This window comes from Pseudomonas sp. 37 R 15 (assembly GCF_900004865.1).
Taxonomy (GTDB): domain Bacteria; phylum Pseudomonadota; class Gammaproteobacteria; order Pseudomonadales; family Pseudomonadaceae; genus Aquipseudomonas; species Aquipseudomonas fluorescens_AM.
The window spans coordinates 285,694-307,425 of the sequence record NZ_CVTV01000060.1 but is presented as its reverse complement, the minus strand read 5'-3'; the positions used below and the strand labels follow the sequence as shown (position 1 = coordinate 307,425).

Below are 21,732 nucleotides of genomic sequence, written 5' to 3'. Positions count from 1 at the left end.
CGTCCACCGCCGCTTCAGTCGGACCGTACAGGTTATACAGGTTGACGCCCGGCAGTTGCTGCTTGAAGCGCCGCACCAGGCTGCCTGGCAGCGCTTCACCACTGCACATCACGCGTTGCAGGCCCGCTACCTGGCCGACATCGCCATAGGCAAGGAAGACATCGAGCATTGACGGCACAAAGTGCAACGTCGTGATCGCTTCACCTTCGATGACCTCGCACAGGTAAGCGGGGTCCTTGTGACCGCCCGGACGCGCCATCACCAGCCGAGCACCGATGGACAACGGCCAGAAGAATTCCCACACCGATACGTCGAAGCTGAACGGGGTTTTCTGCAGGACTGCGTCGTCGCAGGTCAGTCCGTATTCGTCCTGCATCCACAGCAGGCGGTTGACCACCCCACCGTGATCGTTGATCACCCCCTTGGGCTGCCCGGTAGAACCTGAGGTGTAGATCACATAAGCGCTTGCACCGCGTACCGCAGGGTTATCGTCCGGCTGGTGCTGCCAGCACGGCTGGTCCAATTCAAGCACCGCCACCTCGCCCAGCAAACCACGCGTAGCGACCTGGGCGAGCACCACCTGCGGTGCACTGTCTTGCAGCATGTAGGCGATCCGCTCCTGGGGATACGCCGGATCCAGCGGCACATAGGCCGCGCCGGCCTTGAGCACCGCATACAGGGCGATAACCATGTCCAGGCCACGCTCTGCGCAGATGGCTACGCGGGCATCCGGCTGCACACCGAGCGCCAGCAGATGATGGGCCAATTGGTTGGCGCGGCTATTGAGTTCGGCATAGGTCAATTGCTGCGTGCCCGCCCTCAGCGCAATCGCATCCGGCGTGCGTTCAACCTGCGCTTCGAACAGGCCATGCAGGGTCTGGTCGAGGTTGTAGTCGACTGCCGTAGCGTTGAAATCAAACAGCACCTGCTGACGCTCGCGCGCGCCCAGCAACGGCGTATGCTCCAGCACCGCCTGGTCGTCTTCGACCATCGCCTGCAACAGACGAATCAGGTAGCCGACGTAACGCTGCACCGTCGCCTCATCGAACAAGGCCACCGCGTATTCCAATGTGCCTAGAATGCAGCCGTCGACTTCGCCCAGGCTCAGCGCCAGATCGAACTTGGCAAAGTGGCTGTTCTCGACGATCGCCTCCAGCGTCAGGTCGCCGAGGGCCAGCGCCGGTGCACTGCTGTCCTGCCAGGTCAGCAGCACCTGGAAGATCGGGCTATGTGCCAGGCTGCGCAGTGGTCGGAGGATCTCCACGACTTTTTCGAACGGCAGGTCCTGGTGAGACTGAGCCGCCAGCGTCACCGCCTTGACCCGCGCCAACAGCGCCTCGGTGCTCAGCTCGCCGCAGGTGTCGATGCGCACGGCAAGCGTGTTGACGAACAAGCCAATCAGTCCTTCCACTTCACTGCGGGCCCGGTTGGCTACCGGCGAGCCGATCACCAGGTCGTGCTGACCGGACAACCGTGCAAGCAGTGACGCCCAGGCGCTCATCACGGTCATGTACAGCGTCACCCCGTGCCGCTGGCTCAACGCCTTGAGCCCGGCGGTCAGACGCTCATCCAGGCGCACCTGGACCGTATCGCCGGCATAGCTCTGCTGCGCCGGGCGGGGCCGATCGGTAGGCAGGGACAGCAACGGCGGCGCGCCGGCCAGGGCTTGCTGCCAGTAAGCGCTCTGGTGGTTGAGGACTTCGCCACTCAGCCAGCGCCGTTGCCACACGGCAAAATCGACGTACTGGATCGGCAGTGGCGGCAACGGGTCGGGCAGGCCATGGCTGAAGGCCTGGTACAGCGCCATCAGTTCCCGGGTGAGCACGCCCATGGACCAGCCATCAGAGACGATGTGGTGCAGGGTCAGCAGCAGCACATGGTGATCGTCGGCCAGCGTCACCAGGCGTCCACGCATCAGCGGCCCCTGTACCAGGTCGAACGGTGCCGAGGCTTCGCCATGGATCAACGCATCCAGTGCCTGTTGAGGATGGGAATGACGACGCAGGTCCTGCAATTGCAGCGCCAACACCTCTTCAGGCGGTGCAATCAGCACCCGGGCGTCGTCGCCGTGCTGGGCAAAGCGGCTGCGCAGGGTTTCATGTCGCGCAACAATACGTGCCAAGGCGCGTTGCAGCGCCTGCACATGCAATTGCCCGCGCAGTCGCAAGCCGATGGGAATGTTATAGGCGGTATTGGCGCCTTCCATCAGCGCCAGGAACCACAGGCGTTGCTGGGCGAACGACAACGGAGCGTGTTCTTCGCGATTGGCCGGCAGGATATCCGGCAAAGTGCTGCGACCGGACTGGGCCAGTACGGCGGCGACGGCGCTGAGTTCGGCATTGGCGAAAAAATCGCTCAGCAGCAGCTCTATGCCCAGGCGCTGACGCACCTGGGACACCATGCGCATGGCCAGCAGCGAGTGACCGCCGAGTTCGAAAAAGTTGTCGCGCCGGCCTACTTGCGCCACCTGCAACACATCGGCCCAAATCTGCGCGAGCACGCTTTCAAGCTCGCCCTCGGGCGCAATGTACTCACGGATAAACAGGGCCGACAGGTCCGGCTTTGGCAGGGCCTTGCGATCGAGCTTGCCGTTGGCCGTCAGCGGGAGCGCATCGAGCCGCATGTACGCGGCCGGGACCATGTAGCCCGGCAGACGCGCGACCAGGTGCGCACGGATATCAGCGCCAGCCAAGGCACCCACCGACGGATGCGCGGTGAAATACGCCACCAGCCGCTCGTCACAGACCAGCACCACGACATCCTGGATACCCGGCAACTGGTTGAGTTGGGTTTCGATTTCGCCCAGTTCGATGCGCACACCACGGATTTTCACCTGATCGTCGTTGCGGCCCAGGTACTCCAGGGTGCCGTCGGGCAACCAACGCGCCAAGTCACCGGTGCGGTACATGCGCCCCTCATTGAACGGGTCATGCAGGAAGCGTTCGGCGGTCAGTTCCGAGCGGTTCAGGTAACCGCGCGCCACGCCTTGGCCGCCGACATACACTTCTGCGGCCACCCCCAGCGGCACCGGACGCTGCTGTTCGTCGAGCAGGTATACCGTGGCATTGGCGACAGGCTTGCCGATATGCAGCGGCTGGCCGACCTCGATCTGGCCTGAGGTGGCGACCACTGTGGCTTCGGTGGGCCCGTAGTTATTGACCAATGCGTAACGCAGCGGGCGCGTGAACTGGCGCAAGCGGTCGCCACCGATCAGCAAGGTGCGCAGCGTCGGATGCTCGATCTGCTGGCTGAAGGCGTACTCGGCGACCGGCGTCGGCAGGAAGCACACGTCCAGCGGTTGCGCGCACCACCAGGCGAGCAGCGCGTCGACATCCTCGACGCCGTCATGGGCCGGCGGCACGTGCAGGGTCGCGCCGACACACAGCGCCGGCCAGACCTCCCAGGCCATCGCATCGAACCCGAAGCCGGCGACACTGGCCGTATGGTCGCCGGCATGCAGATCAAAAGCACGACAGTGCCAGTCCACCAGGTTCACCACACTGTGGTGCTCCACCATCACACCTTTGGGCAAGCCGGTGGAGCCGGAGGTGTAAATCACATAGGCCAGATTGGACGGGCCGGCAGCGACATCGGGATGGTGTGGCGTGGGGGTACGCCAGCCATCGCCATCCAGCTCGATTACCGGCACGTCGAGGGCAGCCAGCCTTGGCAGCAGCGCGCGCTGGCTCAGCACTGCCACGGGGGCACAATCGCAGAGCAGATAGGCCAGGCGCTCGGCGGGATGCGCTGGATCGACCGGTACATAGCACGCGCCGGACTTGAGGATCCCCAGCAACCCGACCAGGGTGTCGAGGCCGCGACGGGCGACGATGGCCACGCGGTCGTCGGGCTTGATGCCCAGGCCGCGCAGGTGATTTGCCAGATGGCTGGCGTGCCTGTCGAGTTCGGCATAGGTCAGGTGGCGCTCGCCGGCCTTGGCCGCAATGGCATTGGGCGTGCGCTCGGCCTGAGCGGCGACGAGCCCGTGCACGGTCTGCTCGACGTTGTTGGGCATCGATGTCGCATTGAAGTCCACCAGCACCCGCTGGCGCTCAAGTTCCTCCATCAGCGGCACATGGGCCAGCACCGCACGGTCATCGGCGACCATGGCCTGCAACAGGCGGGTGAAATAGCCGACGTAGCGCTGCACCGTCGCCTCATCGAACAGCGCGACAGCGTATTGCAGCGCACCACGGATCCTGCCTTGGTCTTCACCCAGGTCCAGGGTCAGCTCAAACTTGGCAAACAGGCTCTCTTGAGCAACGCCTTCAATCACCAGATCGCCCAACGTCAGGGTGGGCGCGCTGGCGTCCTGCCAGGCCAGCAGTGTCTGAAACAGCGGCGTGTGGGCCAGGCTGCGCACCGGCTGGGTAATCTCCACCACCTGTTCGAACGGCAGATCCTGATGCGACTGGGCCGCCAGCGACACCGCCTTGACCCGCGCCAGCAGCACTTCGGTGCTCGGTTCACCCGAGGTATCGATGCGCAGGGCCAGGGTATTGACGAACAGGCCGATCAGCCCTTCCACTTCACTGCGCGTCCGGTTTGCCACCGGCGAGCCAATCACCAGGTCATGCTGGCCGGACAACCGTGCCAGCAGCGCTGCCCAGGCGCTCAACAGGGTCATGTAAAGCGTGACGCCATGGCGTTGACTCAACGCTTTCAGCGCGGCTGTCAGGCGCTCGTCCACATGCACCTCGACGCTGCTGCCGGCATAGTCTTGCTGCGCCGGACGTGGACGATCAGTGGGCAGCGTGAGCAAGGCCGGCGCATCCGCCAGCACGTCCTGCCAGTAATCGCTCTGGCGGTGCAGCACTTCACCGCTGAGCCACAAACGTTGCCAAATGGCGAAATCACCGTACTGGATGGTCAACGGCGGCAGCGGGTCGGGCTGGCCGTGGATGAACGCCTGGTACAGCGCCATCAGTTCGCGGGTCAGCACGCCCATGGACCAGCCGTCGGAGACAATGTGGTGCAACGTCAGCAGCAGCACATGATGATCGTCGGCCATCATCACCAGGTGCCCACGCAGCAGCGGGCCGCGCTCCAGGTCAAACGTGTCCGAGGCCTCGTGGCGTATCAGCGCTTCAAGGGCCTGTTGCGGCTCGGGATGACCGCGCAGGTCCAGCGACTGCAGCGGCATGGCATCGTCGGCGGGCACGGTCAGCACCTGGGTGTCATCGCCCACCTGGACAAAACGGCTGCGCAGGGTGTGATGGCGCCTGACGATGCAGGCCAACGCCTCTTGCAGCGCCTGCACGTGCAATTGCCCACGCAGGGCCAGGCCTATGGGGATGTTGTAGGCACTGTTGCCCCCGTCCATGTTGGCCAGAAACCACAGGCGCTGCTGGGCGAACGACAGCGGCACATCCTCGCCACGATTGGCCGGCAGAATATCCGGCAAGGTGCTGCGACCTGCCTGGGCCAGCACGTGAGCGACGGCCGCCAGTTCGGCGTTGGCGAACAAGTCGCCCAGCACCAGCTCCACCCCCAGGCGCTGGCGCACCTGGGACACCATGCGCATGGCCAGCAGCGAATGCCCGCCCAGCTCGAAGAAGTGATCGCGCCGCCCAACCCGCTCCACTTGCAACACATCAGCCCAGATCTGCGCGAGCACGCTTTCGATCTCACCCAGCGGTGCCTCGTATTCACGGCTGAATACCGCAGCCATATCCGGCGCCGGCAGCGCCTGGCGGTCGAGCTTGCCGTTGGCGGTCAAGGGCAGCGTGTCGAGTTTCATGAAAGCGGCCGGCACCATGTAGTCCGGCAGATGGGCCACCAAATGCGCACGTATATCAGCGACGGCCAGCGCATCGAGTTGCGGATTTTCGGTGAAATACGCCACCAGCCGCTCTTCACGCACCAGCACCACTGCCTCCAGGATGCCCGGCAGTTGGTTGAGCCGGGTCTCGATTTCGCCCAGTTCGATGCGCATGCCACGGATCTTCACTTGGTCATCGTTGCGTCCCAGGTATTCGAGGTTGCCGTCGGGCAACCAGCGCGCCAGGTCGCCGGTACGGTACATGCGCCCGCTGCTGAACGGGTCGCGCAGGAAACGCTCGGCGGTCAGCTCCGGGCGGTTGAGGTAGCCGCGCGCCACGCCCTTGCCACCCACATACAGTTCGCCCGCCACGCCCAAAGGCACCGGGCGCAGGTGTTCGTCCAGCAGGTAGACCCTGGCATTGGCGATAGGCTTGCCGATATGCAACGGCTGGCCCGGCTCGATCTTGCCGGCGGTGGCGACCACCGTGGCTTCGGTGGGCCCATAGTTGTTGATCAGCTCGAAGCGCTGTGCACGCCCGAACCGGCGCAGGCGATCACCGCCGATCAGCAGTGTGCGCAGGGTCGGGTGTTCGATGTTCTGGCTGAAGGCGTACTCGGCCACCGGTGTCGGCAGGAAGCACACGTCCAGCGGTTGCGCGCACCACCAGGCGAGCAGCGCGTCGACATCCTCGGCACCGTCGCGGGCCGGCGGCAGGTGCAGGGTGGCGCCCGCGCACAGCGCCGGCCACACTTCCCAGGCCATCGCATCAAAGCCGAAGCCGGCCACGCTGGCGGTGTGCCGCCCGGCGCGCAGGTCGAAGGTGCTGCAATGCCAATCCACCAGATTGGCCACGGTGTGATGCTCCACCATCACCCCTTTGGGCAGGCCGGTGGAGCCGGAGGTGTAAATCACATAGGCCAGGTTCGACGGGGTCATGGCCACGTCGGGATTGCTCGCCGAGTGGTGGTGCCAGGTGTAGCGGTCCAGGTTGATCACCGGCACGTCCAGCTCCGGCAGGCGCTCGAGCAACGCGTGCTGGGTCAGCACGGCCACCGGGGCGCTGTCGCTGAGCAGATAGCTCAGGCGCTCGGGCGGGTGGGACGGGTCTACCGGCACATAACAGGCGCCGGCCTTGAGGATCGCCAGCAACCCGGCCAGGGTGTCCAGGCCACGGCGCGCGACGATGGCCACGCGGTCATCGGGCTTGACCCCCAGCGCCAGCAAATGATGGGCCAGCAGGTTGGCTTGCTGATTGAGTTCGGCGTAGCTCAACGTACGGTCCAGGCACACCGCCGCAATCGCATCCGGGGTCAGCGCGGCCTGGGCCTCGATGCGCGCGTGCAAGGTGCTGCCCTGGGGGAACACCGCCTGGGTTGCGTTGAACTGCTCGAGCAACAGGCGTTGCTCGGCCAGCGGCACCACCGGCAGTTGGTTGAGCGCGGTGTGCGGGGCCTGCTCCAGGGCGCTCACCAGGTTTTCCAGTGCGGTTTGCAGGTAGGCGCAGACGCGGTGCGGGTCGACCTGGGTGCAGGCGAGCAAACGCAAGATGAAGCTATCGCCCAGGTCATCCACGCTCAGCGTCAGCGGGTAGTTGGTACGCTCCTGCGAGCTCAACATTTCGATGCCGTTCCATGCCGCCACCGCCTCGGCCTGATTGCCGGAACCACTGTGCCGGTAATTGAGCAACGCACTGAACAGTGGCGTGGGCGCAGTCACTCCACTGCAGCGCTGCGCCAACGCCAAAGGGGCATGCTCATGGCGCAGCAACGTCGTCAGCCGTGCATGGGTGTCCCTGATGCCGGTGCGCACATCCGCATGACCGACGTCCACACGAAACGGCAACGTATTGATGAAAATCCCCAGCGCTCTGTCGGTCTGCTGACCGCCCTGCATGCGCCCCATCAACACCGTACCGAACACCACGCTTTGCTTGCCTGCCAACACACTCAGCACCTGGGCCCAGGCCATATGGAACACGCTCGCCGCGCTTACGCCCAGATGGCGTGCCTGCTCGCGTACACGTTGATTGAGCGCTGCCGACAGCGGCAGGTCCGCTTCGACGATATCGCGGCCGTCGCCCTGCACATCCTGCAGACCGAAAGGCAAGGTCGGCTCGCAGATATCGCTGAGCATCTGACGGAAAAACGCCTCGTGCTCCTGCTCGCTGACGCCCAGTCGCGCCTGCGCCACGTAATTGCGAAACGGGATGGGCTGGCCCAATTGTTCGCCACGGCCTTGCAACAGCGCCTGCAGTTCATGGCGCACCACGTCCAGCGCGCTGTGGTCCAGGGCCATATGATGAAACAGCAGCATTGCCACCACGCGCTGGCCGGGTTCGTCCCAGGTGCGCACCAGGCGCAACATCGGCGCCTGGGTCACGTCCAGGCGGTAATGGCGAACATCGAACAGCTGGCGCAACTGCTCTGCGATATCGCCCTCAGCCGGATCCAGCTCAAGGGCTTGCACCGGTAACCGGGCCTGGCGCCAGACCACTTGCGAGGGCTGTTCGAGGCTTTCCCAAACCACCCCGGTACGCAGGATATCGTGCCGATCCACGACGCTCTGCAAGGCGTTGGCAAACTGCTCGAAGCGCGCCAGGCTGTCGAAGGCGAACTGCGACTGCATGATGTACGGGTCACCCTGCTCCGTGCTCGCGTGGTGGTAGAGGATGCCTTCCTGCAACGGCGCCAGCGGGTAGATGTCCTGGATATTCGCCACGCCGCCCTCGACGGTGGCGACGATGCGGTTGATCTCATCCTGGCTCAGTGTGGACAGCGTCAACATGGCCGGGGTGATGCGCTCGGCGCCCGGGGCGATGCCGTTGGCCGGTACTTGCACCTCACCGGCTTTGCCGGCCGAGTATTCACCCGCCTTGATCCGTTCCATCAGGGCCGGCTTGTGTTCGCGCAACGCAGCGAGGATCGCCGGGTCGCTCAAGGCTTGCTTGTTGCCTTGTACGGACAGTTGCTCGCCTTTGAGCGCCAGTTGCACATCCTTCGTTTTCAGGGTTGCCAGCAATTGTTGGATGTTCACAGGACGATCTCCATTCGTTCGGTCATTGCGGCGTAGCCGGCCAGGGTCGGTTGCTCGAACAGCCCTCGCACATCGGCTTCCATGCCTTCCTGGCGCAAGCGCCCGATCAAGCTCACGGCGAGCAGCGAATGCCCGCCCAGTTCAAAGAAATTGTCATGGCGCCCTACTCGCTCCACCTTCAGCAGCTCGGCCCAGAGTCGGGCCAGCAGTATTTCGCAGTCGCCTTCGGGCGCTTCGTACTCACGCACACTCAACGACGCCGTGCCCGGGGCCGGCAACGCCTTGCGGTCGAGCTTGCCATTAGGGCTCAGGGGCAGCGCGTCGAGGTGCATGAACAACGCGGGCACCATGAAGTCCGGCAGGTGCTGCAAGAGCTGGCTGCGCAGGGCGTCGATGGCGGTGGCCGCGCCGGTGTAGTAGGCGACCAGGCGATCTTCGCAGGCCACGACCACGGCATCTTTCACCGCTGGATGCTCGATCAGTCGCGCCTGGATTTCCCCCAGTTCGATGCGCAGGCCGCGAATTTTCACCTGGTCATCGTTGCGACCCAGGTACTCGAGATTGCCGTCCGGCAGGTAGCGGCCAAGGTCGCCCGTGCGGTACATCCGACCCGCGCTGAACGGGTCCTCAAGGAAGCGTTCGGCGGTCAGTTGCGCACGGTTGAGATACCCCCGCGCCACCTGCACGCCACCGATGAACAGCTCACCGACCACCCCCAGCGGCACCGGCTGCAATTGGGCGTCCAGAACGTACATGCGTGTGTTGGCAATCGGTTTGCCGATCGGCGTGTTGTCCGGCACGTCGCTGCGTGCGCAGTTCCATGCGGTCACATCCACTGCGGCTTCGGTCGGGCCATACAGGTTGTACAACCCGATGCCCGGCAGTTGCTGCTTGAAGCGTCGCACCAGGCTGCCCGGCAGCGCTTCCCCGCTGCAGATCACGCGCAACAGCCCGGCGGCCTGGCTGACATCGCCATGGGCCAGGAATACGTCGAGCATCGACGGCACAAAGTGCAGCGTGGTGATGCGCTGCGCCTCAATCACTTCACACAGATACGCCGGGTCCTTGTGGCCGCCCGGACGTGCCATGACCAGGCGGGCGCCGGTCATCAGCGGCCAGAAGAACTCCCACACCGACACGTCGAAGCTGAAGGGTGTTTTTTGCAACACCGCATCCTGCGCGTTGAGGCCGTACGCGTCCTGCATCCACAGCAGGCGGTTGACCACCCCGGCATGTTCATTAATGACCCCCTTGGGTTGGCCGGTGGAGCCGGAGGTGTAGATCACATAAGCCTGATGCCGGGCAGTAAGCTCCGGCACGCTGGGATTGGTGCTCGGCTGGTGCTGCCAGGTGTCGCAGTCCAGATCAAGGGTGGGTATCTCACCCAGCAAGTCGCGGGTTGCGCCGTGGGCCAGCACCACCACCGGTGCGCTGTCGTGCAGCATGTAGGCGAGGCGCTCGTGGGGATAGGCCGGGTCAAGCGGGACATAACCGCCGCCGGCCTTGAGGATGGCGAACAAGCCGATGACCATGTCCAGGCCACGCTCCAGGCACACCCCAACCCGTGACTCGGGCCGTACGCCCAGTTCACGCAGGTGATGGGCCAGACGGTTGGCCCGCTCGTTGAGTTGCCGATAGCTCAGGCGTTGATCCCCCGCTTTCACGGCCTCGGCATCCGGCGTGCGTAAGACCTGCGCCTCGAACAAGCCGTGCAAGGTCTGGTCAAGGTTGTAATCGACTGCGGTCGCGTTGAAGCCGTGCAAGAGTCTTTCGCGCTCCTGCTGCCCCAGGATCGACACGCGGCTGATCGGCAGGTGCGGCGCCTGTTCCAGCGCCTCGACCAGCCCAAGCAAAGCCGTCTGCATATAACCGCAGACGCGTTGCGCTCCAATATGCGCGGGGGTCATGACGGTCAGGCGGAAACCATCACGCTGGTCATCGACGTTCAAGGTCAAGGGGTAATTGGTGCGTTCTTCACTGGCCAGGGTGTGAATCCCTTGCCATGCCTGCGACACCGTCGCCTCCTGGCTGGCGCTGTGGCGGTAATTGAGCACTGCACTGAACAACGGCAGCGGCGCGGCGACGCCACTGCAACGCTGGGCCAGAGCCAGGGAGGCATGTTCATGGCCGAGCAGTGCCGTCAGGCGCTCATGGGTGTGCTTGACGGCGGCGCGCACACCGGTGCCATCAATATCCACGCGCAACGGCAAGGTGTTGATGAACATCCCCAGTGCACGGTCGCTGCCTTTGCCCCCCTGCATACGGCCAAGCAGTACCGTGCCGAAGACCACGCGGTGCTGGCTGCTGGTGCTGGCCAGCACCCGGGCCCACGCCAGATGAAACAGACTGGCGGCGCTGACACCCGAGAGGCGGGCCTGCGCCCTCAGACGCTGGCTGAAGGCCGGGGCCAGGCTCTGCTGCACCTCTTCGATTGCACTGCCGTCACCTTGGACGTCCTGCAAGCCGAACGGGAGCGTCGGCTCGTCGATGTCTCCCAGCATCTGGCCAAAGAACGCTTCATGTTCGTGCTCTTCGACGCCCAGGCGCGCCTGAGCCACATAGTTGCGGTAAGGAATGGCTGCTTCAGCGATACGGGGTTGCCCGAGCAAACTGGCTTGCATCTCCTGACGTACGCTGTCGAGTGCCGTGTGATCAAGGGCAATATGGTGGAACAGCAAAATCGCAACGACCCGCTGCTGACCGGGGTCCTCGGCATACACCAGGCGGATCAGCGGCGCCTGGGACATCGGCAGCCGGTAATGGCGCGGGTCGAAACGCTGGTGCAACTGCTCGATGACGTTGCCTTGCAGCGATACGCATTGCACGGCCAGTTCAGCCTTGCGCCACACCACTTGCAGCGGTTGCACCAGGCCCTCCCAGACCACTGCGGTGCGCAGGATATCGTGGCGATCGATCACCTGCTGCAGCGCCTGGGCAAAGGCGTCCAGGCGCTCAAGGCTGTCAAACGCCAGGTGCGATTGCAGCAGGTACGGGTCGCCCTGCTCGGCGCTGATGTGATGGTAGAAAATGCCTTCCTGCAACGGCGCCAGCGGATAGATATCCTGCACATTGGCGGCGCCGCCGGGCACTTGGTCGATCACCTGGTCGAGCGTCGACTGCTCCAGCGTCACCAGCGACAGCATGTCCGCGGTGATGCGTTGGCAACCGTCAGGAATACGGTTGGCCGGCACCTGCACTTCGCGGCCACTGCCCACGGCGGCGGCCAGCGCGGCCAGGGTCGGCTGGCTGAACAGCACGCGCACATCGGCGCTCAGGCCGACCTGGCGCATGCGTTCGATCAGGCTGACGGCCAGCAACGAATGCCCGCCCAGTTCGAAGAAGTGGTCATGGCGCCCCACCTGCGCCACCTGCAGCACCTCGGCCCAGATCCGCGCCAGGCGGGTTTCCACTTCGCCCTGGGGCGCTTCGTAATCACGGGTCAGCAGCGCGGCTTGATCGGGGGCCGGCAGGGCCTTGCGGTCGAGCTTGCCGTTGGCGGTCAGGGGCAAGGCCGCAAGTTTCACGTAGGCCACCGGCACCAGCGCCTCGGGCAGTTGCGCCTGCAGTTGCGCGCGCAGCGTTTCGATCGACAGCGGCTGGCGTTCGGTGAACCAGGCGATCAAGCGGCCTTCGCGGACCAGCACCACGGCTTCCGCCACACCGTCGAGCGCGGCCAGGCGGGCTTCGATTTCGCCCAGTTCAACCCGCACCCCGCGCAATTTGACCTGGTCATCGTTACGCCCCAGATATTCCAGGTTGCCATCGGGCAGCCAGCGCACCAGGTCGCCGGTGCGGTACATGCGCCCGGGGTTGAACGGGTCTTGCAGGAAGCGCTCGGCGGTCAGGTCCGGACGATTCAGGTAACCGCGCGCCACGCCGCGGCCACCGACATACAGTTCACCGGCCACGCCCACCGGCACCGGGCGCAGGTGGGCATCCAGCACGTAGCTGGTGGCATTGGCGATGGGCCGGCCGATATGCAAAGGCTGCCCGGCACGTACGCGGCCGGAGGTGGCGACCACCGTGGCTTCGGTGGGGCCGTAGTTATTGATCAGGGCAAACCGTCGTTCCTGGCTGAACTGGCGCAGGCGGTCCCCGCCGATCAGCAGCATGCGCAAGGTCGGGTGTTGCAGGTTCAGGCTGAAGGCGTACTCGGCCACCGGGGTGGGCAGGAAGCTCACGTCCAGCGGCTGCGCCAGCCACCAGGCCAACAGTTCGTCAATGTTTTCATTGCCCACCTCGGCGGGTGGCAGGTGCAGGGTCGCGCCCACGCACAGCGCCGGCCAGACTTCCCAGGCCAGCGCATCGAAACCGAAACCGGCGACGCTGCTGGTATGGCTGGCAGCCCCCAGGCCAAAGGCCTCGCAATGCCAGTGCACGAGGTTTTCCACGTGGTGATGTTCCACCATCACGCCCTTGGGCTGGCCGGTGGAACCGGAGGTGTAGATCAAGTAGGCCAGGTGCGCCGGGGTCAGTGCGCCGAGTTGCGGATTGCTCAGGGGATGTTGCTGCAAACGCGGGTCCTGCAGGTCGACACTGGCGACGCCGCCGAGCAGGTCCCGAGTGCCAGCTTCAGAGAGCACCGCCACCGGTGCACTGTCCTGCAACAGATAGGCGATCCGCTCCGCCGGGTACGCCGGGTCGATCGGCACATAGCCCGCGCCGGCCTTGAGAATGCCGAGCAGGCCCACCAGCATCTGCGGGCCGCGACGGCAGCAGATCGCCACGCGGTCATCCGGCTGCACGCCAAGCCCGAGCAGGTGATGCGCCAGCTGGTTGGCGCGTTGGTTGAGCTGTCGATAGGTCAGCGCCAAACCGTCTTGCATCACCGCGATGGCCTCGGGCTGACGCTCGGCCTGGACTTCAACGGCGCCGTGCAGGGTGTGCCCGCGTGGGAAGTCATGGGCGGTGGCGTTGAATTCGCGCAGCAGCGTGTCGCGTTCCGCCGTCGGCAGAATCGGCAGATGGTACAAGCGGGTGTCCGGTGCGTTTTCCAGGGCGTCCACCAACTGCGCCACGGCGTTGTGCATGTAGTCGCACAGGCGCTGGGCGCCGATCTGCGGCAACGCCAGCACGGCCAGCGCGAAGCCTTCGCCCAGGTCATCCACGCTCAGGGTCAGCGGATAGTTGCTGCGCTCTTCGCCGCCGAGCAGCTGTACGCCCTCCCAGATCCCGTGACCGTCGCGGGCCATTTCGCCGGGGCTGCTGTGGCGGTAATTGAGCAAGGCGCTGAACAGCGGCGTGGCCGTCGCCACCCCACTGCAACGCTGAGCCAGGGCCAGCGAGGCATGCTCATGCCCGAGCAAGGCGCTCAGGCGTGCATGGGTGGCATTGACCGCGTCGGCAGCAGCGGCCGCCACATCGACCCGCAGCGGCAAGGTATTGATGAACATGCCCAGGGCGCGGTCCGCCCCGTCGCCGGCCTGCATGCGGCCCATCAGGACGGTGCCGAACACCACGTCGTCACGCCCGGACACCAGCCCCAGCACCTGCGCCCAGGCCAGGTGCATCAGGCTCGCGGCGCTGACGCCCAGGTGGCGTGCCTGCTCGCGCACCCGCTGCGCCAGCTCGGCCGGCAGCTGCCGTTCGGCTTCTTCGATGGTGCGGCCGTCGCCCTGCACATCGTGCAAACCGAACGGCAGCGTCGGCTCGTCGACATCGGCGAGCATGCCGCGGAAGAACTGTTCATGCTCGGCCACGCTGACCCCCAGGCGCGCCTGGGCCACGTAGTTGCGAAACGGCGCGGCCTCGGGCAAGTCGTCCGCCTGCCCCAGCATGAAGGCACGCATCTCCTGGCCCACCACTTCCATGGCGGTATGGTCCAGGGCCAGGTGGTGGAACAGCAGGATCGCCGCGACACGCCGGTTGGCCGGGTCCTGGGCGTAGACCATGCGCAGCAGCGGCGCCTGGGTGATGTCCAGCCGGTAGTGCCGCGCATCGAAGCGCGCATGCAGTTGTTCGATGATGCCGCCGTCGGCCGGGTCCAGGCTGACGGCCTGCACCACCAGCTGCGCCTGACGCCACACCACTTGCACCGGGCTGTCCAGGCCTTCCCAGACCACCCCGGTGCGCAGGATGTCGTGGCGGGCCACCACCTGTTGCAGCGCGCCCATGAAAGCATGCAAGCGCTCGAGACTGTCGAACGCCATGCGCGATTGCAGCAGGTACGGGTCGCCCTGTTCGGCGCTGATATGGTGATAGAGGATGCCTTCCTGCAACGGCGCCAGCGGGTAGATATCCTGCACGTTCGCCGCACCGCCCGGCACGTTGGCCACGATGCGTTCGATGGCAGCCGCGTCCAGTTGCACCAGGCTGAGCATCGACGGGGTGATGTGCGTACAGCCCGCCGGGATGCCATTGGCCGGCACCACGATTTCACGCCCGCTGCCCACCGCCGCCGCCAATGCCGCGAGGCTGGGCTGGCTGAACAGCACGCGCACATCGGCGCTCAGGCCGACGCGGCGCATGCGCTCGATCAGGCTGACCGCCAGCAACGAATGCCCGCCCAGTTCGAAGAAATGATCATGCCGGCCGACGCGCTCGAGCTTGAGCACGTCCTGCCAGATCTGCGCCAGCAGGGTTTCCACCTCGCCCTGGGGGGCCTCGTAGGCACGGCTGAGCAGCGCTTGCGGATCCGGCGCGGGCAAGGCCTTGCGGTCGAGCTTGCCGTTGTTGGTCAAGGGCAGACTGGCCAGCGGCATATAGGCCGAGGGCAGCATGTAGTCCGGCAGCAGGCCTTGCAGGTACGCGTGCACCTCGTCGATGCCCAGCGCAGCGTCGGTCCAGGTGAAATAGGCCACCAGACGCTTGTCCCCCGGTACGTCTTCCCTGGCGAGCACCGCTACGTCGCGGATGCCGGGGCAGCTCGCCAGGCGCGCCTCGATCTCACCCAGTTCGATACGAAAACCACGGATTTTCACTTGGTCGTCATTGCGTCCAAGGCACTCGAGCAAGCCGTCGACCGACCAGCGTCCCAGGTCGCCTGTGCGGTACATCAAGGCGTGGGGCTGTTCGGAAAATGGATCGTGGACGAATTTTTCGGCACTCAGGTCCGGGCGGTTCAAATAGCCCTTGGCCACGCCATCGCCGCCAATGCAGATTTCGCCGGTGATGCCCAGTGGCACTGGCTGCAACTGCGCGTCCAGTACATAGATCTGCGTATTGGAAATAGGCCGACCCACCGGCACGCTTTCTACGTCATCGGCAAGCGCGCGCACTTCGTAGGTGGTGGCGTAGGTGGTGGTTTCGGTCGGGCCATAGCAGTGCACCAGGCGCAATGCCGGGGCCTGGGCCAGCAGGCTGCGGAAGGCGGCTGGGTCGGCGCGTTCGCCGCCGCATAGCAGAATGCGCAGGCCGGCCAGTGCGTCAGGGATCAGTTGTACATACTGGTTGAACAGCGCAGTGGTGACGAACAGCACCGTAGCGCCCGCAAGCTCGGCGCTGAACGCCTGCGGGTCGAGCACGGTGGCGTGGTCGATCACCTGCACCTGGCCACCGTTGAGCAACGCGCCCCATACGTCCATGGTGCTCGCGTCAAACGCCGGGTTCGACGCAAAGGCCACGCGGTCCTGGGCATTGAAGTCGGCGTAGCCGTTATTGATTACCAGCCGGGTAATGCCGCGCTGGGGCACCAGTACGCCTTTGGGCGTGCCCGTGGAGCCGGAGGTGTACATGATGTAGGCCACGCTGTCGGCGGACTGTTCGCGCTCGGGATTGTCGGCCGGCAGCCCGTCCAGGTTCAGCCCGGCCAGATCGTCCAGCACCAGGCGGGCGCCGCTGTCCTGCACCATGAACGCCTGGCGGTCGGCCGGCGCGTTGACGTCCAGCGGCACGTACACCGCCGCGCACTTGAGCACGGCCAGTTGGCTGATCACCAGGTCGATGCTGCGCGGCAGCGCCAGGGCCACCGGCTCGCCGGGTTGCACGCCCTGGCTGATCAGGCAGTGAGCCAGGCGATTGGCGCGGCGGTTGAGGTCGCGGTAACTCAGGGACAGTTTGCCCTGCACCACCGCTACTGCTTCAGGCCGTGCCAGCGCCTGGGCTTCGAACAGCTGGGCGACGCTCAGATGCGCCGGGTAATCGCGGCGAGTGGCGTTGAACTCCACCAGCAGTTGCTGGCGCTCTGCCGGCGGTACGATCGACAGTGCCTGCAGCGCGGTGGTCGGCGCCTGTTGCAGGGCCGTCACCAGCTGGCGCAGCGCGGTGAGCATGTAGTCCGCCACGCGCTGCACGTCCAGCGTGGCGACGCCCTGCACCGTGAGGGCCAAGCCTGCGCCCAGGTCATCGACGTTGAGTACCAGCGGGTAGTTGCTGCGCTCTTCGGAACTGAGTACCTGGATGCCGGACGCGGCGAAGGGGCTGTCACCCGGCGCTTCATCCGGGGCGCTGTGGCGATAGTTGAGCAAGGTACTGAACAACGGCAACGACGCCGGCACGCCACTGCAACGCTGGGCCAGGGACAACGAGGCATGCTCGTGCCCGAGCAATTGCGCCAGGCGTGCGTGGGTGGCGCGCACACCGGCCTGCACGCCCGTGGCGCCAAGGCTGACCCGCAATGGCAAGGTGTTGATGAACATCCCCAGCGCCCGATCGGCGCCCTCGCCGCCCTGCATGCGCCCCAGCAACACGGTGCCGAACACCACGTCGCGCTGGCCGGACACCTGACTCAGCACCTGCGCCCAGGCCAGGTGCACCAGGCTCGCGGTACTTACGCCCAACTGCCGCGCCTGTTCGCGCAGGGCCAGGCTCAGCCCCGGATCCAGCGGCAGATGCGCTTCAACGATGCCGCTGCCGTCGCCATTCACATCCTGCAAGCCGAAGGCCAGGGTTGGCTCGTCGATATCGCCAAGCATCTCGCTGAAGAAGGCTTCGTGCTGCGCCTGACTCACACCGAGGCGGGCCTGGGCCACGTAGTTGCGGTACTGCACCGCGTCTGGCAATTGCGCGCTGCTGCCGGACAGGCTGGCGCTCATCTCTTGCACCAGTACTTGCAGGGCGGTGTGGTCGAGCAGGATGTGGTGCAACAGCAGGATGCCGACCAGGCGGTCCGGTTCCTCGCTGTACGCCAGGCGCATCAGCGACGCGCGTGACAGGTCCAGGCGATAGTGACGGGGGTCGAAGCGTTGTTGCAGAGACGCCAGGGCATCGTCGCCCGTGGCCTCGACCCGCTCGACCGCCAGCGGTGCCTGGCGCAGCACCACCTGCACCGGTTCATCCAGGCCTTCCCAGAGAATCGCGGTGCGCAGGATGTCATTGCGCTCGATCACGCTGTGCAGCGCCTGGACAAACCCGTCCAGCGCCGCCTGGTCATCAAAGCTGAACTGCACCTGCAACACGTAGGGGTCGCCCTCTGCGGTTGCCAGGTGATGGTAGAGAATCCCGGCCTGCAACGGCGCCAGGCCATAGATGTCCTGCACATTGGCAATGCCGCCGGGTACCGCCTGGAGGATGTGGTCGATGGCGGCCTGGTCGAGGTCGACCAGGGGCAGCATGTCCGGTGTAATGGCCGCGCTGTGTTCTTCAATGAGGTTGGCCGGCACCTGCACTTCAGGGTGCCCGCCGACCGCCGCCGCCAGTGCCGCCAATGTCGGCTGGCCGAACAGCACGCGCACATCGGCGCTCAAGTCCACCTGGCGCATGCGCTCGATCAGCTTGACCGCCAACAGCGAGTGGCCGCCGAGTTCGAAGAAATTATCCTCGCGCCCCACGCGGTCGACCTTGAGCAAGTCCTGCCAGAGCGCGGCGATGGTGGTTTCCACCGCGCCCTGCGGCGGCGCATAACCGCGCCGGGCCAATGCGTCGGCATCGGGTGCGGGCAACGCTTTGCGGTCGAGTTTGCCGTTGGTGGTCAGCGGGAACCGCTCCAGCAGCACAAAGGCTGCGGGCACCATGTAATCGGCCAGGTTCAGCAGCAGATGGTCGCGCAAGGCGGCCGCACTGGGCGCACCGTCCGCAATCACGTAGGCCACCAGGCGTTTGTCGCCGGGGGTGTCTTCCCGGGCAATCACCACGGCGTCGCGCACGCCGTCGGCGGTGGCCAGGTGGGCCTGGATTTCACCCAGTTCGATACGGAAACCGCGGATCTTTACCTGGTCGTCGTTGCGCCCCAGGTACTCGACGCTGCCGTCGGCCGACAAGCGGCCAAGGTCGCCGGTCTTGTACATGCGCAGGCCGGTGGCCGGGTCGTGCAGGAAGCGTTCGGCGTTGAGCGCGTCACGGTTCAGATAACCGCGCGCCACCCCCGCGCCGCCCACATACAACTCACCGATCACACCGAACGGCAGCGGCTCGCGCTGTTCGTCAAGGACGTACAACTGCAAGTCCGGAATGCGCACGCCAATCGGGCTCACGCCGACCAACTGCGCATCGGCCGCTTCCAGCGCGCGGTACGTCACGTGCACAGTGGTTTCGGTGATGCCGTACATGTTCACCAGTTGCGTACCGGCATTCACCGCCCGTGCATACCAGGGCTTGAGCATGCCCGGCTCCAGCGCCTCGCCGCCGAAAATCACCTGGCGCAATGAATGCGCCCGGTCGCTGTTGCCTTGCGCCGCGATCAACTGGCGGAACGCACTCGGCGTCTGGTTGAGGATGCTGACCGAGGCTTCGCAGAGCAGCGCGTAGCACTCATCCGGTGAACGGCTGACCAGTTGCGGCACGATCAGCAACTGGCCGCCGTGCATCAGCGCGCCCCAGATTTCCCACACGGAAAAATCGAACGCAAAGGAATGAAACAGCGCCCACACGTCGTGCTGATTGAAGCCGAACCAGTGCTGGGTGGCGCTGAACAGGCGCGCCACCTGGCGGTGTTCGATCATCACGCCCTTGGGCTGGCCGGTGGAGCCGGAGGTGTAGATGACATAGGCCAGGTTGGCCGGGCTCAGGTGCAGGCGCGGATTGACCGTGGCCTGCTGGTGCAGGGCGTCGAGGTCGATCTGCGCCAGGTTGCCGACGAGGTGCCGGGTGTCGGCCTGCACCAGCACCGCCACCGGCGCGCTGTCGCCCAGGGTGTAGGCGATGCGTTCCTGCGGGTACGCCGGGTCGATCGGTACATAACCGGCACCGGCCTTGAGGATGCCGAGCAGGCCGATGATCATCTGCGGGCCGCGCTCCACGCAGATCGCCACGCGCGCGTCGGGGCGCACGCCCTGGGCCAGCAGCGCATGGGCGACCTGGTTGGCGCGTTCGTTGAGTTCACGGTAGGTCAGGCTGCGCCGTTCGAAGCGCACGGCAATCGCGTCAGGGCGCGCGGCGGCGTGGGCTTCGACTTGCTGGTGGATCAGGGCGGTGTCGGCGTAGTGCGCGGGGCTTTGGTTGACAGAGCCTTGGTTCAGGCGGTGCAGCAGGGTGTGGCGTTCGGAGTCGGGCAGGATGTTCAGGCCGCTGAGCGGCATATCCGGTCGTTGCTCAAGGGCATCGGCCAGGCTTTCAAGGGCCGTGTGCAGGTAGCCGGCGACGCGGTGCGCGCTGATGGACGCATCGACCATCACCGTCAGCGCAAAGTCTTCACCCAGGTCATCGACATTGACCGTCAGCGGGTAGTTGGTGCGCTCTTGGGCGCCGAGCACCTGGATGCCTTCGGCCACCTCGATCACCGCGTGCATGTCGCTGGCGGCGCTGTGACGGTAATTGAGCATCGCACTGAACAGCGGTGCCGGCGCCGCCACCCCGCTGCAACGCTGGGCCAGTGCCAGGGAGGCATGCTCGTGTTCAAGCAAGGTGGTGAGGCGCTCGTGAGTGGCTTTAATCGCGGCGCGCACGCCTTGCGCACCGACATCCACGCGCAGCGGCAAGGTATTGATGAACATGCCCAAGGCGCGCTCACCGCCCTCGCCCGCCCCCATGCGGCCGAGCATCACCGTGCCGAACACCACCGCTTCGCGACCGGACACCACCCCCAGCACGCGCGCCAGCGCCAGGTGCATCAGGCTTGCCACACCGACGCCCAACGGACGCGCCAGGCTGCGCAGGCGCAGGCTGAGGGTGTGATCAACCGGCAGGCGCGCTTCGTCGATGCCCAGGCCATCGCCCTGCACGTCCTGCAGGCCGAAGGGCAACGTCGGTGCGTCGATGTCGGCGAGCATGTCGCGGAAGAAGGCTTCGTGGGCCTGCTCGCTCACACCCTGACGCACCTGGGCGATATAGCTGCGAAACGCTACCGGCGGCGCGGCCTGCGCCTGCTTGCCGGCGAGGTACAGCTGGATTTCCTCGCGCACGCCGTCTAGGGCGGTGTGATCGAGGATGGTGTGGTGAAACAGCAGCATCGCTACCACGCGTTCGTTGGCCGGGTCGTCGGCAAACACCAGGCGCAGCAACGGCGCCTGGCCCAGGTCCATGCGATAGGTGCGCGCATCGTAGCGTGCGAGCAGTTGGGCCAGGCGGTCGGCGCCGTCAAGATGCGCTTCTTCACAGGCCAGGGTTGCCTTGCGCCACACCACTTGCAACGGCTCGTCGAGGCGCTCCCAGGCCATCGACGTGCGCAAAATGTCGTGGCGATCGATGACCCATTGCAACGCCTGGGCGAAGTTGTGCAGACGTGCGCGGCTGTCGAACACGAACTGCGCGTGCAGCACGTAGGGGTCGCCCTGCTGTGCGCGAAGATGGTGGTAGAGCATGCCTTCCTGGAGCGGCGCCAGGGGGTAGATATCCTGCACATTCGCCGCTCCGCCGGGGATCGCCGCGACGATGCGGTCGATGGCCGGTTGGTCGAGCGTGACCAGTGGCAGCATGTCCGGGGTGATGCGATAGGCCGGGCTCGACCAGTCGCCGCCATGCGCCGCGACCCACTCAAGCAGTTGGGGTTTTTGCGCGATCAGTTGGTCCCACAGCGCGTCATCCAGCGCGTCGTCATCGCCAAGGACAATCAGGTCGCCCTCTTCCATTTGCAGACGGATTGCATGGGTGGAAATCGCTGCCAGTAATTCGCTGAACTGCAT

At 65.6% G+C, this 21,732-nt stretch carries 2 protein-coding genes (1 of these 2 only partly in view); both read right to left on the bottom strand.

Annotated features, from left to right (window positions below; genetic code table 11):
• Nucleotides 1–8,797 carry the 5' portion of a non-ribosomal peptide synthetase gene (locus BFQ04_RS25680; RefSeq protein ID WP_065953194.1) on the bottom strand. It extends 5,675 nt beyond the left edge of the window, so only the first 8,797 of its 14,472 coding nucleotides appear in the window; the start codon lies at nucleotides 8,795–8,797; its stop codon lies beyond the left edge, outside the window.
• On the bottom strand, nucleotides 8,794–21,732 hold the full coding sequence (locus tag BFQ04_RS25675) for a non-ribosomal peptide synthetase (RefSeq protein WP_065953193.1): 12,939 nt from the start codon (nucleotides 21,730–21,732) through the stop codon (nucleotides 8,794–8,796). The genes BFQ04_RS25680 and BFQ04_RS25675 overlap by 4 nt, the downstream gene beginning before the upstream one ends.

What these genes read in the sequence shown, in the direction of transcription:
- BFQ04_RS25675 (WP_065953193.1), bottom strand. Translation starts at nt 21,732, where the DNA reads ATGCAGTTCAGCGAATTACTGGCAGCGATTTCCACCCATGCAATCCGT.